19 protein-coding genes and 2 pseudogenes are annotated in these 17,568 nt (G+C 23.8%); 9 read left to right on the plus strand and 12 right to left on the minus strand.

The genetic code is table 4. The features are described 5' to 3' along the window. Positions 1-2 precede the first annotated feature (2 nt). The 4 genes from ACQH26_RS05605 to ACQH26_RS05620 form a co-directional block, all read right to left on the minus strand. The gene (locus ACQH26_RS05605) at positions 3-350 is read right to left on the minus strand and encodes a transposase family protein (protein ID WP_425381897.1); all 348 of its coding nucleotides are present in this window, start codon (positions 348-350) and stop codon (positions 3-5) included. Positions 351-497: 147 nt separating this feature from the next. Beyond that, positions 498-629 (minus strand): hypothetical protein, encoded by a 132-nt coding sequence (locus ACQH26_RS05610; RefSeq protein ID WP_425381898.1) that lies wholly within the window; start codon positions 627-629, stop codon positions 498-500. A 247-nt stretch (positions 630-876) separates the two neighbouring features. Continuing rightward, positions 877-1,302: an IS630 family transposase gene (locus ACQH26_RS05615; RefSeq protein ID WP_425381899.1), complete on the minus strand. Its 426-nt coding sequence runs from the start codon at positions 1,300-1,302 to the stop codon at positions 877-879. A gap of 40 nt (positions 1,303-1,342) precedes the next feature. After that, positions 1,343-1,702: a helix-turn-helix domain-containing protein gene (locus tag ACQH26_RS05620; protein ID WP_425381863.1), complete on the minus strand. Its 360-nt coding sequence runs from the start codon at positions 1,700-1,702 to the stop codon at positions 1,343-1,345. A 426-nt stretch (positions 1,703-2,128) separates the two neighbouring features. Here ACQH26_RS05620 and ilvA point away from each other — a divergent pair, with 426 nt between their 5' ends. Beyond that, positions 2,129-3,379 (plus strand): threonine ammonia-lyase, encoded by a 1,251-nt coding sequence (gene ilvA / locus ACQH26_RS05625; protein ID WP_425381900.1) that lies wholly within the window; start codon positions 2,129-2,131, stop codon positions 3,377-3,379. Between the two features lie 106 nt (positions 3,380-3,485). Here ilvA and rpsT read toward each other — a convergent pair whose 3' ends face one another. Continuing rightward, positions 3,486-3,746 (minus strand): 30S ribosomal protein S20, encoded by a 261-nt coding sequence (rpsT, locus tag ACQH26_RS05630; protein WP_425381901.1) that lies wholly within the window; start codon positions 3,744-3,746, stop codon positions 3,486-3,488. Between the two features lie 515 nt (positions 3,747-4,261). Between rpsT and ACQH26_RS05635 the strand changes: the two genes are divergently transcribed. The 6 genes from ACQH26_RS05635 to ACQH26_RS05660 all read left to right on the plus strand — a co-directional run bounded on the left by ACQH26_RS05635 (position 4,262) and on the right by ACQH26_RS05660 (position 10,209). Beyond that, entirely contained in the window at positions 4,262-4,870 is a 609-nt protein-coding gene (locus tag ACQH26_RS05635; protein ID WP_425381902.1) for a hypothetical protein, read from the plus strand. A gap of 36 nt (positions 4,871-4,906) precedes the next feature. Further along, the gene (locus ACQH26_RS05640) at positions 4,907-6,661 is read left to right on the plus strand and encodes a DUF2779 domain-containing protein (protein WP_425381903.1); all 1,755 of its coding nucleotides are present in this window, start codon (positions 4,907-4,909) and stop codon (positions 6,659-6,661) included. A 10-nt stretch (positions 6,662-6,671) separates the two neighbouring features. Beyond that, positions 6,672-7,595, plus strand: coding sequence for a methionyl-tRNA formyltransferase (fmt, locus tag ACQH26_RS05645; RefSeq protein ID WP_425383091.1), 924 nt, complete (start codon positions 6,672-6,674; stop codon positions 7,593-7,595). 42 nt (positions 7,596-7,637) lie between these two features. After that, positions 7,638-8,219, plus strand: a complete 582-nt coding sequence (locus ACQH26_RS05650) for a hypothetical protein (RefSeq protein WP_425381904.1) — start codon at positions 7,638-7,640, stop codon at positions 8,217-8,219. Positions 8,220-8,353: 134 nt separating this feature from the next. Beyond that, a complete protein-coding gene (locus ACQH26_RS05655) occupies positions 8,354-8,665 on the plus strand; it encodes a hypothetical protein (RefSeq protein WP_425381905.1) in 312 nt (103 codons plus the stop codon). 423 nt (positions 8,666-9,088) lie between these two features. Next, a protein-coding gene (locus ACQH26_RS05660) for an IS3 family transposase (RefSeq protein WP_425381867.1) occupies positions 9,089-10,209 on the plus strand; the annotation gives its coding sequence in 2 pieces (ribosomal slippage) (positions 9,089-9,359 and positions 9,359-10,209; 1,122 coding nt in all). A gap of 218 nt (positions 10,210-10,427) precedes the next feature. On the opposite strand, the gene ACQH26_RS05665 is transcribed toward ACQH26_RS05660, so the two are convergent. Then, positions 10,428-13,055 (minus strand): valine--tRNA ligase, encoded by a 2,628-nt coding sequence (locus ACQH26_RS05665; protein WP_425381906.1) that lies wholly within the window; start codon positions 13,053-13,055, stop codon positions 10,428-10,430. 402 nt (positions 13,056-13,457) lie between these two features. Between ACQH26_RS05665 and ACQH26_RS05670 the strand changes: the two genes are divergently transcribed. Then, positions 13,458-13,607, plus strand: a complete 150-nt coding sequence (locus ACQH26_RS05670) for a hypothetical protein (protein WP_425381907.1) — start codon at positions 13,458-13,460, stop codon at positions 13,605-13,607. Here ACQH26_RS05670 and ACQH26_RS05675 read toward each other — a convergent pair. Further along, positions 13,604-13,711 (minus strand): annotated as a pseudogene (locus tag ACQH26_RS05675) (IS5/IS1182 family transposase); the annotation flags it as partial. The gene ACQH26_RS05670 and the pseudogene ACQH26_RS05675 overlap by 4 nt on opposite strands. 558 nt (positions 13,712-14,269) lie before the next feature. On the opposite strand from ACQH26_RS05675, the gene ACQH26_RS05680 reads away from it, so the two are divergent. Further along, positions 14,270-14,533: a BspA family leucine-rich repeat surface protein gene (locus tag ACQH26_RS05680; protein WP_425381908.1), complete on the plus strand. Its 264-nt coding sequence runs from the start codon at positions 14,270-14,272 to the stop codon at positions 14,531-14,533. A gap of 33 nt (positions 14,534-14,566) precedes the next feature. Here the strand turns inward: ACQH26_RS05680 and ACQH26_RS05685 are convergent, their stop codons facing one another. The 5 genes and pseudogenes from ACQH26_RS05685 to ACQH26_RS05705 all read right to left on the minus strand — a co-directional run bounded on the left by ACQH26_RS05685 (position 14,567) and on the right by ACQH26_RS05705 (position 17,510). Next, a complete protein-coding gene (locus ACQH26_RS05685) occupies positions 14,567-15,250 on the minus strand; it encodes an ABC transporter permease (protein WP_425381909.1) in 684 nt (227 codons plus the stop codon). Between the two features lie 83 nt (positions 15,251-15,333). After that, positions 15,334-16,065, minus strand: coding sequence for an ATP-binding cassette domain-containing protein (locus ACQH26_RS05690; RefSeq protein ID WP_425381910.1), 732 nt, complete (start codon positions 16,063-16,065; stop codon positions 15,334-15,336). A 100-nt stretch (positions 16,066-16,165) separates the two neighbouring features. Continuing rightward, positions 16,166-16,618, minus strand: a pseudogene (locus ACQH26_RS05695) (transposase); the annotation flags it as partial. A 3-nt stretch (positions 16,619-16,621) separates the two neighbouring features. Further along, positions 16,622-17,110 carry an IS630 family transposase gene (locus ACQH26_RS05700; RefSeq protein ID WP_425381862.1) on the minus strand — a complete coding sequence of 163 codons (489 nt, stop codon included), beginning with the start codon at positions 17,108-17,110 and terminating at the stop codon, positions 16,622-16,624. Positions 17,111-17,150: 40 nt separating this feature from the next. Next, complete coding sequence (locus tag ACQH26_RS05705) at positions 17,151-17,510, minus strand: helix-turn-helix domain-containing protein (RefSeq protein WP_425381863.1); 360 nt, start codon at positions 17,508-17,510, stop codon at positions 17,151-17,153. Positions 17,511-17,568: the final 58 nt, after the last annotated feature.

Here is a 17,568-nt window from a genome sequence, read left to right on the forward strand (position 1 = left end):
TTTTATTTTTGAATTCTTCTTTTTAAAAAAATATTTTTATTTGTTAAATTATTAAACTTATTATTATTTATTAAAATGTCTTCAATTGAACGAATATTTCGTAAAGCAGTAGTATCAACCATATCATACTCAGCACCAATACTATGATATGTACGATTTTCATATAAATATCTTAAAGTCATTACTAGTCTATCTTCTATTGACATTTTATATGGCCTTCCACCAGTGGTATTTTTTAGATTTTGATGATCTAATAAAATATTTAAAATTTCATTAAAAACTAGTTTATTAATACCAACTATTTTACGAAAATATTGATCCGGTTTATCTTTTAATTCAAAATATGTCATAAAATTTATCCTTAACTATTCAAATTTTATTTTAATAATAACAAAAAAATGAAAAGTTAACTAGTTATGCAGTAAGTCTATTCATTATTTTAGCTATTTCTTTTAAAAAATCTTCTTGTTTATTTTTATCTCTTTGTTCATATATAGCTAACTAAAGTAATGTTTACTCATATCTTGAAAAACAAAATCAATCGCTTTTTTAATATTTGGTCAATAATTTGGTAATATTTTTCTTATATAGCTAACTAAAGTAATGTTTACTCATATCTTGAAAAACAAAATCAATCGCTTTTTTAATATTTGGTCAATAATTTGGTAATATTTTTCTTAGAACCTGTTTAGGATCTTTTTTGATTAATTTTTAATAAAATTTATATTATAATGGTTATTTTATAATAAAAAATAGATTTTTAGTCGATAAGTTTTCAAATGATAAAATCTTTTTAACAAAAAAATGAAAAAGAAAATAAATTATTGGTTAAGTACCTATTTATAAATGATTATTTCTTGTTTTAGTTAAATTCTATTAAAAAGATCCTAAACAGGTTCTTATATTATGTTTTATAGCAAATCAAAAATGTTCAATTGGATTTAAATTAGGAGAATATGGCGGAAGAAATAATAGTTTGCATCCAGCATTTTCAATTAATTGTTGTGTTAATTTAGATTTATGAAACGTTGCATTATCTAAAACTATAATTTGTCCACGCTTTAATACTGGAATTAGTTTATTTTTAACATATGATTCAAAAATTTTACTATTGCAATGTCCTTCAAATGCTCATAAGGCTTTTAATTTACCTTTATTTAGTGAACCAATTATACTCATTCTCTTTATTTTATATGCGGGTTTATTATCAAATAATCTTTTACCTTTTTCAGATCAACCATATTTATAAAATTCATTATCATCAATTCCAGATTCATCAATATATACTAAATCTTCATTCATTATTTTAGCTATTTCTTTTAAAAAATCTTCTTGTTTATTTTTATCTCTTTGTTCATATAGAAAAGTTTTTTTTATATGTATAATTTAGTTTTTTAAAATAGTTATAAACTGTTTCTTTAGTCATATTTCCAAATTTATCAATTACTTTTTGAACTGTAACATCTTTATTTTCTGCTAAATAATTTTTTAATTCATCTAAATCCTTTATTTTGTGGCTATGTCCTTTTTGATAATTCAAAATTGGTTTTATATGCCCAGTTTCTTTTTTTCTTTTTCTTCATAAAAATAAAGTCTTTCTAGTGATATTGAACACTTTACAAATTTCTTTAATTTTCATATTTTTACTTTCATAAGCTTCTATTACTTTTCTTCGTAAGTCTTCACTGTATGGTTTTGGCATAATTTAATCTTCCTAATCTATTTTAATTATTGCTGAATTGTACTTTTAAATTCAAAAACTGCTTAAATTACATATTATTATTTTACATTATTTATGAGTAAATATTACTTTAGTTTGCTATAAAACATAATATAAGAAAAATATTACCAAATTATTGACCAAATATTAAAAAAGCGATTGATTTTGTTTTTCAAGATATGAGTAAACATTACTTTAGTTAGCTATATAATATAGATTTGAAAATAGTGATTATGTAGTATAGTAATTTAACACTTGCTTTAAATCAACATTTATGAATTCAAATCCCATTTAATTATAAAATCATATACTATTAATGATTACTTTTGTTGTTTTATAAATAAAAGTTATTATATTGTATAATTAATTATATTTGAGAAATTAGATAGAAACTCAGGAGGAACCATTGTGGAAAATTTAGTAAGTGAAGAAGTAATTGAAGAAACGTATTCAAAAATTAAAGATAAAATTAGTAAGACAAGTTTGATAAAAGCAGATAAACTTTCTTCATTTTCTGGTAATAATATATTTTTAAAGTTAGAAAATTTACAAAAAACAGGTAGTTTTAAAATTAGAGGCGCTTTAAATAAAATTCTTAATTTATCAAAGGAACAGCAAGCAAAGGGTTTAATTGCTGCTAGTGCTGGTAATCATGCACAAGGAGTCTCTTTAGCAGCTTCAAGTTTAAATTTAGTATCAAAGATAGTTATGCCTGTAACAGCACCACTAGCCAAAATTGCTGCTACTAAAGAATTTGGTGGTGCAAAATGTACTGTTAAACTTTGTGGTAATATGTTTGATGATGCAATGTCTGAAGCATTAAGACTTGAAAAAGAAGAAGGGTTAACGTTAGTTCATCCATATGATGATAATTTTGTTATTGCTGGTCAAGGTACAATTGGTTTGGAAATATATGAACAAATGAATGCAATGGGTAAAGAAATTGATTATTGTTTAGTTCCAATTGGTGGGGGAGGACTTTTAAGTGGTATTTCAATTTATTTAAAAAGTAAAAATCCAAATATTAAATTTATTGGTATTGAAGCACAAAATGTTGATTCTTATAATCAAGCTTTAAAACAAGGAAAACCATTTAAAATTCAAAGTAAAAGTTCAATTGCTGATGGAATTGCTGTTAAACAAACAGGGGAATTAACATTTAATATTTTAAAGAAAAATGTTGATAAAGTTATTACTGTTAGCGAAGAAGAAATTGCACAAGCAATGTTATTTTTATTAGAAAAATGTAAAATTGTAACTGAAGGTAGTGGTGCTGTTAGTGTTGCTGCTATTCTTTCTGGTAAATTAGATAAAATCATTGGTAAAGATAAAAATGTTGTTTGTGTAATTAGTGGTGGCAATGTTGATATTACTACATTAGGAACAATTATTAATAGTGCCTTAATTAGTTCACATCGACGAGTTCCTTTTTCAGTTAACGGTAAAATTAATAATAGTACTATTAGCGAAATTATTAATATTATTACTAAAAATGGTGCCTCTATTTATAAAATTCACAGTACATTTGATCGTAATAAATTAGATATTAGTAATTTTAGTATTTTTATAGTTATGGATACATCAGATGAATTTCAAAAAAATAAAATTTTTGCTGAGATTAGAGCATCAAGTTCTAACTTTAGATTATTAGCTAAATAATTTTTGAATTTGGTATTTTATTAAAACAAAAATTTAGTTTAAAAATATCAATTATATTTTAAAAAGAGACACTTTTAATAGTGTCTCTTTTTAAAATAAATTATAGTTATTTTGCTTTTGCTAATTTAGTCATAATTTTAGATTTTTGACGAGCAGCTTTATTAATGTGATAAATGCCTTTAACAACAGCTTTATCAATTAAACTACATACTTCATTAACAAGTACTGCAGCATTTTCTGCTTTGTTTTTTATTGATATTTCAGATTTTTTTAAAGCAGTTTTAACTTTAGATTTATAACTTTTATTAATTTCATTTCTTTTTTGGTTTGTTTTAATTTTTTTAATTTGTGATGCAATGTTAGCCATTTTTTCTCCTTTTTTGTTTTGAACATGTTTTATAGATTAATTACAACAAAAATAATTATAACAAAAATCATAAATGTTGTATAATATTTTTTATTTTTTCAGTATAATTAATGTGTTAGCTTTTTGTTAATAGTATATTTTAATTTTTTTACACTTTTAATGTAAATTATTTGTTTAAAAACTTTAATGATAAATGTAGGTGTGGTAAATAAATGAGTTACTATTTTCGTAACCCTTATCAATTTTCTTACCATAGTATTGGTAGGATTAGAACAAGATTAAAATTGCAAGACTTAAATGATATCCAATTACGTGAATATTGTTTAAAATTGATTAAAGAGTCTTATGATATTGAAGAGACAAAAAGTTTTAAATATATTAGAGTAAATAAAACACATCTTTATTTTGTAATTAAAAAAGATGTTAATTTAATTTTAACAATTTCACCGATGAGTCCAACTAAACTATTAGCAGTAATCGAGGAAAATTTATAAATCAAAAAAGAGGAATAAAAAATGGGAAATTTATCTAGTCAATGATGAATGTTAGCACTTATAGGAGTAGTTTTAATAATTTTTATTTTTACAACCATTTCAGCAAAAAAGAAGAAAAAAGAAGAGAAAAAACAACGTCAAAAAGAAGTAAAAAATATTATTAAATCCTTTATGCGTGATGAATTAAAATTGCAACATAAAACAGTAGAATTTGAACAAGTAGTTTCACGTAGTAGTAAAGAATATCGCTATCGTGATGTTTTTGATGTAATTGTAAAATTATATGATTCTAAGAAAAATGATTTATTTGCAACTAAAGCATTTGAGGTAGAAGGATTTACTAAGCAATTATCAAAGAAAGAATTTGAAACAATTTGAAAAGTAAATTGTGAATTGGATTTAGAAGAAACACTTAAGAAAATTGAAATGTCAAAAAAACGTAGTAGTAAAATTAAAATAAAAAGAAAGACAGCAGAAGAAAAAGCAGCAATTAAAAAAGAAAATGAAGCCGTTAAACTTGCAATTGAAGAAGAACGTTTACAAAATAAAGAAAATAAAAAACGTGCTAAAAATTTAGAAAAACCTAAAATTGCAATTCATGATAAATTTTCTGGATGAAAAGATAAATAAATCTTTATTTTTAAGTAGACAATTGGGTGATATGTAATGAAAATTTATAAAGATGATTATAAGCATTTCCGTATTTGTCGAAAACTTTCATGATTTTTAAATGCAAAAAATTATGCTTTAGCTAAGCATTTAATTGAAGAGAAAAAGATAATAAATTTTGTTGAACTAACGCATACTAAAACAAGTAGTAAATTTAAATCTAATTTAATTACTATTTCTGATTTAGATGATGATACATTTGAAAATAATTATAATGAAGAAGATGATTCTGAATTTTATCTTGGTGAAACAATTGCAGATGGTATTGAAACTGGGCACTATGCTCAAGAATATTTTAAAGTAAAATATTCTTATTTTAATTTTGAGTCTGAACCGGGTAATAATGTCATAGAAATTATTAATAATAAAGAGTATGATGTTTTATTTGAACCAAGATTTGAATATCAGGGCTGTGTTACTAAGTGTGATATTTTAAAACGAAATAATGATGGTTGGGATTTAATTGAAGTAAAAGCAGTAACTTGAGTTAAAGAAGAACATATGTGAGATTTACTTTATCAGTATGATATTTTAACCAAATGTGGAATTAAAGTAGTTAATACTTATATTATGTATTTAAATAATAATTATGTTAAGAAAGAAAAAATAGATTTAAATGAATTATTTATTGTTAATGGATCAACTTGGCAAAAAAGTCCTAATACTAAAAAAAGTTTTAGTCTTTTTGAATCAATTCAAGATAAAATTTTAAATAATAATTTGAAATTACAATATGAAAATATTAAGAATATTATTAAAATTAGTGATATTGATGAAATAGTTAAATTTTTAACTTTACCTTATTGTCATGAAAATAGTAATCAATTTTGTCCTCATATTTTTAAATATTTTTCTATTCATAATACTATTTTTGAATTATATCGTTTAAGAAAAACTAAGAAAGCATTGTGATATTATGAAGAAGATTTGTTAGAAATTAATGATGAAAGATTATTACCATTTTTAACAAAATCTAATTTACATTTAAGACAATATGATGTAATTAAAAATGGTGAAAAATTAATTGATGGCAATAAATTTGTTGATTTAAAAATTGAATACAAAAAGTACCAATATCCAATTTATATGTATGATTTTGAGACTATGAAATCTGCAATACCTAAGTTTAAAAATAGTAAATCATATCAACAAATTCCTTTTCAATACTCTGTCCATGTATTATTAGCACCAGATTTTGATTTTAAAACTTATAAATCAATTAAACATTATGAATTTTTAGCAGATGGCAATGATGATCCAAGAGAAATGTTAACAAAAAAATTATGTCATGATTTAATTAATATTCATGGTAAGGGTACGTATGTTGCTTATAATCAATCATTTGAGAAATCTGTTCTTAAAAAATTAGCTTATTATTATCCTCAATATAAAAATGAATTATCATTAATTCATGATGGTACTATTGATTTACAAGATTTTTTTAAAGAATTTAAAATTTATAAAGAACAGTTTTATGGTTCTCTTTCAATTAAAAAAACTTTACCAGCATTTGAACCTTCCTTTTCTTATGAAGGATTAGTTATTAAAAAAGGAGATATGGCATCAGAAGTTTTTCGTAGAAGAGTTGAAAATAACATTAGTTTAACTAATTGAATTCATAATTTTCGTGAAAATATGTTAAAATATTGTGCTCAAGATACTTTAGGTATGGTAGTATTATTCTGACATGTAAAAAATATTATTGAAATGTACAAAGCAAAAATTGAGGGCGAAAATTATGAAAAAATTTAAAATTTTATTTATGGGTTCTTCTTTTTTTTCTGAAAATATTTTAAAAACATTGTTAATAACAATGAAAAATGAAGTTCAAATAGTTGGTGTTGTTTGTCAGCCAGATCGTAAAATTGGTCGTAAACAAGAAGTTGTTCCTTTAGCAATTAAACAATTAGCAGAAGAATATCAAATCCCTGTTTTCCAACCCGAAAATATTATTGAAAGTTTAAAAGGCTTACAATTATTAAATATTGATGTTATTCTTACTTGTGCTTATGGTCAATTTTTACCAAAAGCAATTTTAAATTTACCAAAATATAAATGTTTAAATATTCATGCTTCATTATTACCATCATTGCGTGGTGGTGCCCCTATTCAATGAGCAATTATTAATGGATTACAAACTACTGGTATTACATTAATGAAAATGGTAAGTAAAATGGATGCAGGAGCAATTTATGTTCAAGAACAAGTTTCAATTGGTATTGAGGATACATATACTTCTTTAGTTAATAAGTTGATAACTTTAGCACAAAATATGTTAATAAAATATTTATTAAAAATCATTAATAATGAAATACAAGAGCAAGAACAAGATGAAAATAAAGTAACTTTTGGTTTAAATATTAAAAGAAGTGATGAAAAAATTAATTGAAATCTTTCAGCACAATTAATTTCATGTCATGTTCGTGGATTGTATAATACACCAATCGCTTATACTACGTTGAATGATAATATATACAAAATTCATCAAGTAGCAGTAACTAATGAATTATCAAATGCTCTGCCCGGAACAATTGTTGCAATAAATAAATTAGGTATTATTGTTGCCACTAAAACTAATAACATAGTAATTAAAGTTATTCAACCAGCAGGTAAAAAAGAAATTATAGCAGCTTGTTACTATGGTTCTAAAATTAATCCAATTGCAATTGGTTTTATCTTTAAATAGTAAAAAAATAACTAATATTTTTTGGTAATCTAGGAGGAAAAGATGTATCGTTTTCGCTCAATTAAATATTTAGCAATGACTGGTATTATTACTGGTTTATTAGTAACAATTGGTTATTGTTCAACTTTTCTTTTTGGTTGAGCAATTACTAGTCTATTTGGTGGAAATTCTACTTTGCAATTATTTGATGCTGTTTTTATTCCATTTTGTGCTTTTTTTGAAGGGCCAATGCTGTTATTTGCAGGACCAATTGCGGGTGGCATTTTTGATTTAATTAGTGGTGTTAAAATTGTGGTTATTCCTATTACAATTTTTATTAGAATTTTAATGTTTTTTGTTATTAAATTATTAATTAATAAATCTTGATGAAGTACTATTTATACTTTCTTTTTTGCTGCTATTTTATTACTTATTTACCCATTGTCTTATTTAGTAATTTATCAAGATTATGCTATTACAGTTAATGAATTAATTACTGATAGTATTCAAGCTATCTTTGCTTATTTTGTTGCTATTCCACTTTATTATGCTCTTAGTAAAAATAAAATTAGATCAAATTATAGTTTTTGAAATGATCAAGAATTTGATTATTTAAAAAATAAAAAAATAACTGTTTTAGAATAGTTTACTTATTATCAATTATTGATATCTAATATAGACAATATGGTATAATTTTATAAACTTAATATAAGTTTATACCCATTTACTTAAGTTTTAAGGTAAAGAGTTTTTAATTAAAATAAGGAGAAAAAGGTTTTATGAATAAAAAAATTAAAAAAAGTTTTAAAAAAATATCCAAGTTAAAAAAAGTAATTAAAAATCATATAATCGATCCAACACCATCTGAAACAGTTATTGCAACTACTGTTCTTTCTGCTGCTATTAGTGGTATTATGATTGGTGCTGGGGTGGTTGCACCCGTTATTGTTCCTGCGCTTACTGCTGGTATTATTGCAGTGGGAACGGTTTCTGCTATTACATATATAGTAGAAAAAATAAATGAATCAGAAAATAATAGTGTTATTGAAGGTAGTAAATCTCAAACAAAGAGATTAACATCAGTAATATAGATAAATTAATATAATGAAATGTTACTTTTAATATTTAATTAATAATAAAAAAATGAATATAATAGTTATTCATTTTTTTATTTTAAATAATAGTTAGCGTATATTCATTATTAAATTGAATTTCACCAATTGAAAATTTTACTTTAATAACATCACCTTTTGAAAAATAAGTTCCATCATTTACGGACTTACTTACTTTAACTTTAAAGTGGTCACCTTGTTTCATAAGATCAGCAATTCTTTCTCCTAAAGAATAAATTGGACTTTTTAGATAGTTTGTTAAATCTGTATCAACTAATAATTTTGATTTGGGTTGTCCAATTTTAAATTCTGGAATATCATTAAAGTGGATGGGTTACACTTTATTGGACACTAATTACGTAGACAAGTGAACAAATTAGTTGAAAGAAAGGAACTATAATTATGGCCAATATTAATTCATATACCGATGAATTTAAAAAACAAATAGTAGCTTTATATCAAAGCGGCAAATCAGTATCTTACCTTGCTAAAGAATATAATGTTACAAGAGCAGCTACTTATAATTGAATTAAGCAATTTACTAATTCAGGTAGTTTTAAAGCTAAAGATAATCGTTCTGTTGAAGAAAATGAATTAATTAAATTAAGAAAAGAATTAAAACAATTAAGAATGGAAAATGATATTTTAAAGCAAGCAGCACTAATAATAGGCAGAAAATAGAAATTATTACAAACAATAAGTTTAAATATAAAATTCGCACAATGTGTCATTTTTTAAAAATTTCTAAATCAACATATTATTTTAATTTAAAGAAAAAAGAAAATAAAATTCAAAATAATATTTATGATGAAGCTATTATTAGTGCTTTTAAAGAAAATAAATGTGTTTATGGAACAAGAAGATTAAAAGTAATATTAGAAAACCAAGAAATTTATTTATCAAGACGAAAAATTAAAGAAATTATGAATAAGCATAATTTAATATCAAAATACACTAAATTATCATTCAAAAATCATAATAACAAAGTAAATGATGAAAAAATCACTAATCTTGTGAATAGAAACTTTAATAATAGGCTTAAAAATGAAGTTATTGTCAGTGATTTAACTTATGTTCAAGTTAATGGTAAATGAAACTATATTTGCTTATTAATTGACCTATTTAACCGCGAAATTATTGGACATAGTGTAGGTACTAGAAAAGATGCCTTATTAGTACATCAAGCATTTATGCAATCAAATCGCTGTTTAAAAGATATTCAAATATTTCATAGTGATTGTGGTAATGAATTTAATAATAAAATTATTGATAAACTTTTACTAGCATTCAATATTACTCGCTCTTTAAGCAAAAAAGGTTGTCCTTATGACAATGCTGTTGCTGAAGCAACTTTTAAAACTTTCAAAACTGAATTTATTAATGATAAAAATTTTAGATCATTAATCCAATTAAAATTAGAATTATTTGATTACATCAATTGATACAACAACATAAGAATCCACAGCACTTTAAACTACTTAACTCCAGTTAATTATCAAAAACAAATGTCTACCAAAAAATAGTCCTAAAAAGTGTTGCCATTCCAACAACATAAGAATCCACAGCACTTTAAACTACTTAACTCCAGTTAATTATCAAAAACAAATGTCTACCAAAAAATAGTCCTAAAAAGTGTTGCCATTCCATTTGAAGATAGAATTAATCTGAACTAGTAACTTTGTAAAACAAAGATACACAGATTACATAAAAGCCTCTCAACTTGAATTAAAATAAAAGTTTTTTATAATTCTTTAATCTTGGCATTGATTAAAGTTTTTTGATTTTGATACTTTTCTAATTTCTGCTTTTCTATTTCAACTTTTGTTGGTGGTGCCTTTGCTAAAAATTGTTGGTTATTTAAAATATCTTTACTACGTTTTATTTCATTTTCAATATAAACTAATTCCTCTTTTAATTTTGCTAATTGTTCTTCTTTATTAAATAAATTTGAAACATTAATTTCTATTACTGCTGAATTAATAATTTTAATTATTTTATTATTAACAGACAACGGACTATCACTAATAGTAACAATTTGACTATTAGTTAATTGTAATAAATAAGGATTTAAAGTATTTTTTTCTACTTCAAAAAAAGAATTAGTTGTATTGATATGAATAGTTAACGGTAATTTTAAAGATAAATTAAGTTCTTTACGAATTTCTCGAATATTACCAATAATTTCAATTAATATTTCAACAAATTGTGTTACATCTTTTGTTTTTTCCATAACTTTAACTTTAGGAAACTTATTTGTTAAAATGCTATTTTTATACCCCATTTCTTCATAAATTGCTTCTGTAATAAAAGGAATAAAGGGATGAACCATAATAATAATTTGCTGTAAAACATAATATAATGTTTGTAATGAGTTACTTTGTTGCTCTTGATTTTGTAAATTAACTTTATTTAATTCAATATATCAAGAACAATATTTATTTCATATAAAATTTGATAGTGCTTTAACTACTAAAACAAATTCATATTTTTCCATATATTGCTCTACATAAATAATCAATTGATTAAATTCTTGTAAAATTCATTGATCAATAAATGATAATGAATTATTATAGACAATATTTTCATCCAATTGAAACTTATCATCAATATTCATTAGTACATAACGTGCAGCGTTTCATAACTTATTATTGAAATTTCAAGCTGACTCAACTTTAGTAATACTAAATCTTAAATCTTGACCGGGAGCACAATTACTAACTAAAAAGTAACGTAAAGCATCCGCACCATACTTTTTAATAACTTCCATTGGATCAATTCCATTATTTAATGATTTTGACATTTTTCTACCTTGTTCATCACGAATTAAACCATGAATTAAAACATTAGTAAATGGTTTTTGATTAGTAAATTTTCAACCCATAAACATCATTCGTGCAACTCAAAAAAATAAAATATCATAAGCAGTAACTAATACTGATATTGGATAATATTTTTGCAAATCAACATTTTTTTGTGGTCAACCCAAGGTTACAAAAGGTCATAAACCGCTAGAAAATCATGTATCTAATACGTCTGATTCTTGAATATAATCGTTAATTGGTGATGGTGGGTTAGTATCAACATAAATTTTCTTAGTTTTTTTATGATATCAAACCGGAAGCGAATGACCCCATCACAATTGACGGGAAATACATCAATCTTGAATATTATTTAATCACTGCAAAAGTTGTTGTTCAAATAATATTGGATGAAAATCAATCTTTGTTTTCTTATTTTTTTGTTTATCAACAATCATTTCAACTAATGGTTTCATTTTTATGAATCATTGTTGTGATAAATATGGTTCAATAATAGCGTTACTTCTTTCTGAATAACCAACTTGATGAAGATGGTCTTCAATCTTTACAACTAAATTTTCTTTTCTTAATTGTTCAACTAATTGTTTACGACATACCATTCGATCTTGATTAATATATGATTGTGCTAATTCATTCATAGTTCCATCAACATTCATAAAAATAGGCATTGCTAAATTGTGACGTAATGCAATTTCATAGTCATTAGCATCATGAGCTGGTGTACATTTCATAGCACCTGTTCCAAAATTCATATCAACATAATCATCAGCAATGACTTTAATTAACATTTTATTAGCCGGATTAACAACCATTTTACCAATAAATTGTAAATAACGTTTATCTTTACTATTTACAACTATACACTGATCAGCAAACATTGTTTCTGGTCTGGTAGTAGCAATAGTAATAAATTCACTACTATTTTCTATAAAATATTTTAAATAATACATTTTTCCTTTTGTTTCATGATAATTTACTTCAATATTAGAAATAGCGGTTTTTAATTCTGGATCTCAATTTACTATCTTTTTTCCTCGATAAACTAAACCTTCTTTATATAACTTTACAAATACTTCATTAACTGCTTGCTTAACATTTTCATCTAAAGTAAATACTTCATGCGAATAATCTAATGCTAAACCAAGTTTTGCTCACTGTTTTCTTATGTTTTGTGCATATTCTGTTTTTCATTTTCATGCTTGTTGTAAAAATTTATCTTTACCTAATTCTTGCAAATTAAGTTTTTGTTCTTCTTTAATACGTTGTGCAACTTTAACCTGAGTGGCAATGCCAGCATGATCCATACCGGGTATAAATAAAGTATTAAATCCTTGTAAACGTTTATAACGAATTAATAAATCTTGGATAGTACTATCTCAAGCATGACCTAAATGTAAAAGTCCGGTTACATTGGGTGGTGGTAAGATAATAGAAAATGTAGGATTAATAGAACTAACATTTGCCTTAAATAATCCAGATTTTACTCATTGTTGATAACGATCCTTTTCAATTTCAATATGATTATATTTTTTGTTTAAATTTCTATTCATTTGTTATACTCCTTTTTAAAATAAAAAAACATTCCACAAATAGGAACGTTTCTTAACGCGGTACCATCCTAATTCATTTACAAAGTAAATGCACTTAATTATTATTTAAATTACTAATAATATAAGTTACCTTCAAATTAAACTTGCTTAGTTTACAGCAACCACTAAGTCTCTAAATTACCATTTAATTTTACTCTTTTATATTTTAAATTAATTATGTATTTTATTTTACATTGTTAATTTTAAAAAACAAGACATTTGAGAAAAGAAAAAATCTATATATAGCTAACTAAAGTAATATTTACTCATAAATAATGTAAAATAATAATATGTAATTTAAACAGTTTTTGAATTTAAAAGTACAATTCAGCAATAATTAAAATAGATTAGGAAGATTAAATTATGCCAAAACCATACAGTGAAGACTTACGAAGAAAAGTAATAGAAGCTTATGAAAGTAAAAATATGAAAATTAAAGAAATTTTTATTGATTTTGATAAGTCAAAATCAAAAGCTATAAATGATGAACAAAAGATATTAGAACCTGTTTAGAATCTTTTTAATAAAACTGAAATAAAGGAAAGAACAACCATTTGTAAACTAGTATTTAGTTTTCTTTCACAATTTTTTCATAATCTTCTGTATTTTTCTAAGAACCTGTTTAGGATCTTTTTAATAGAATTTAACTAAAACAAGAAATAATCATTTATAAATAGGTACTTAACCAATAATTTATTTTCTTTTTCATTTTTTTGTTAAAAAGATTTTATCATTTGAAAACTTATCGACTAAAAATCTATTTTTTATTATAAAATAACCATTATAATATAAATTTTATTAAAAATTAATCAAAAAAGATTCTAAACAGGTTCTTAGAGGATAGTGAAATATTATCTAGTATTTTAGATGAAGTTTTAATATATGAAAAATCAATTTTAAAGGAAGATTATCAAAAAGTTATTGATTGATTTAATCACCAAAGAGAACAAATAATCAAAAATCCAAAACAATGATGAAATACTTTAACCCCCAAACAAGTAGAGGTTGTTAAAAATGAGGCAAAAAAATGATGAAATAACTTAACACCAGAACAAAGAAAAATAAAATTATTAGAAAAACAAGCATATCAAAAAAAGACAATAAAAAAAGATGATACTCCTTTATTGTGTGATTTTGATCAAAATATAAAAAATAAATTAGACTGCATGCAATCTATGAAAACATCAACTTCTGTTCTTAAAAAAGATAATTTTAATATAGTAGATATGAGTTATATGTTTTATGATGCAAAAAAATTTAATCAAGACATTTCAAAGTGAAATACTTCAAAAGTAACAAATATGATGGGAATGTTTTGAAATGCAAAAAAATTTAATCAGAACCTTTCAGCATGAAATGTAGAAAAAGTTAATAATTTTGATCTTTTTGCTACTAATTCAGGAATTGATAGCCGCAGTAAATGACCAAAATTTAAATAATTTCTTTATAAACAAATATTTTTTCTTATTTACTTATTTACGTCGATATTTATAAGCCATAATTGCTCCAAATATTAATGCTCCAATTCAAAGTAAACTAATTAAAATCGGTATTCAGTAATTATCAAAAAGTGCTGCATTGATTAAATCATTTGGAGTACCATAATTATTTCATCCTCTATTCATAATAGAAACAGGATAAGAAAAAGGAATAATTTTAGCAATAATAACTAAAACTGGTTGTCCTTTAATGGCTACATACGGAATATATTGACCCGATAAAAATGATGTTGGCAAATATAATAATAAAGCAAAAGCATTAGCAATTTTAAAATCAGAAGCAAGAATACCAACCATTATTCCTACTGCTGAACACATAATTGATGAAAGCAAAATTGCTAGTAATATATAACCTCAATTAATTAGTTCTCAATTAATCTGATTATGATATAAAGCTGCACCAATTCCTAATGTTCAAAAACTACCAATAAAAATTAAAATAACATGAAATATTAAAATACTACTAATAAATTGTCATGGTTTTAATGGTGTTGCACCAATTCTTTTAATAATTATTGATTGTTTAAAATCAGAATATGTCATTGATAAAGTAACAATTCCTAATACTGGTGAAGCTGACATCACTAACCCCGGTAATACTGTTTGTGCAGCATTTGGGTTACCAGGTGTTAATACAGCAACTAAAATTGTTAACATAATAATAGGGAAAATAAAGCCAAAGAAAATACTATGGAAAGATTTCTTAAAATAACCAAATAATAATTGAAACATTGCTAGCATTATTTTTTTTCCTTTCTCGTAGTTATTTCTAATGATGTTTCTGTTTTTTCTAAATAATATTTTAATAATGAACCATATTTTTTAGTAACTTCAACAACAGTAGTATCATCAATAATTTGACTATCCTTTAAAAAAATAATACGTTTACATAAAGCTTGGATTTCATCTAAGTTATGACTAACTAAAATTAAAGTAATGTTATTCAAACTAATTTGTTCTTGTAAAAAATTAATAATATCAATTCTTGTTTTAACATCTAACCCAGTTGAAATCTCATCACCAATATAAATTTTTGGTTGATGAAATAATGATAAAAATAAATTAACTCTTTGTCTTTGACCACCCGATAAACTATTTACTTTACGTTTGTATAATTCTTTTAATTGAAACTTATCTAACATACTATTAAAAATTTCGGGTTTTATTTTATCTAAATAAATTTTATGATAAAAATTTATTAATTCTTTAACTGTTATAAAGTTAGGATAAACTTGATCTTGAAAATTTATTCCAACAACATATGGAATATCTTTTTTATTAAAGTTATATTCAATTTCTCCTGTACTTGCATTTTTAGTATTACTAATAATCTCACATAATGTGGTTTTACCAGCACCATTAGCACCAAAAATAGCAACAGAACTACCACTCTCAATTTCTAAATTAATAGGTCCCAGTACAACATTACCATTATATGACTTAGTAATATTTTTAACCTTAATTACTTTCATAATTGCTTCCTTTCATATTATTTTAAACTTTATAAATAAGTATAGCATTAAAAAAATCTAATTTTATATCATAACAGTGGAATGGCAACACTTTTTAGGACTATTTTTTGGTAGACATTTGTTTTTGATAATTAACTGGAGTTAAGTAGTTTAAAGTGCTGTGGATTCTTATGTTGTTGTATCAATTGATGTAATCAAATAATTCTAATTTTAATTGGATTAATGATCTAAAATTTTTATCATTAATAAATTCAGTTTTGAAAGTTTTAAAAATTGCTTCAGCAACAGCATTGTCATAAGGACAACCTTTTTTGCTTAAAGAGCGAGTAATATTGAATGCTAGTAAAAGTTTATCAATAATTTTATTATTAAATTCATTACCACAATCACTATGAAATATTTGAATATCTTTTAAACAGCGATTTGATTGCATAAATGCTTGATGTACTAATAAGGCATCTTTTCTAGTACCTACACTATGTCCAATAATTTCGCGGTTAAATAGGTCAATTAATAAGCAAATATAGTTTCATTTACCATTAACTTGAACATATAGCTAACTAAAGTAATGTTTACTCATATCTTGAAAAACAAAATCAATCGCTTTTTTAATATTTGGTCAATAATTTGGTAATATTTTTCTTATATTATGTTTTATAGCAAATCAAAAATGTTCAATTGGATTTAAATTAGGAGAATATGGCGGAAGAAATAATAGTTTGCATCCAGCATTTTCAATTAATTGTTGTGTTAATTTAGATTTATGAAACGTTGCATTATCTAAAACTATAATTTGTCCACGCTTTAATACTGGAATTAGTTTATTTTTAACATATGATTCAAAAATTTTACTATTGCAATGTCCTTCAAATGCTCATAAGGCTTTTAATTTACCTTTATTTAGTGAACCAATTATACTCATTCTCTTTATTTTATATGCGGGTTTATTATCAAATAATCTTTTACCTTTTTCAGATCAACCATATTTATAAAATTCATTATCATCAATTCCAGATTCATCAATATATACTAAATCTTCATTCATTATTTTAGCTATTTCTTTTAAAAAATCTTCTTGTTTATTTTTATCTCTTTGTTCATATAGAAAAGTTTTTTTTATATGTATAATTTAGTTTTTTAAAATAGTTATAAACTGTTTCTTTAGTCATATTTCCAAATTTATCAATTACTTTTTGAACTGTAACATCTTTATTTTCTGCTAAATAATTTTTTAATTCATCTAAATCCTTTATTTTGTGGCTATGTCCTTTTTGATAATTCAAAATTGGTTTTATATGCCCAGTTTCTTTTTTTCTTTTTCTTCATAAAAATAAAGTCTTTCTAGTGATATTGAACACTTTACAAATTTCTTTAATTTTCATATTTTTACTTTCATAAGCTTCTATTACTTTTCTTCGTAAGTCTTCACTGTATGGTTTTGGCATAATTTAATCTTCCTAATCTATTTTAATTATTGCTGAATTGTACTTTTAAATTCAAAAA

Source organism: Spiroplasma endosymbiont of Melieria omissa (assembly GCF_964031175.1).
In the GTDB taxonomy this organism is placed as follows: domain Bacteria; phylum Bacillota_I; class Bacilli_A; order Mycoplasmatales; family VBWQ01; genus Spiroplasma_E; species Spiroplasma_E ixodetis_A.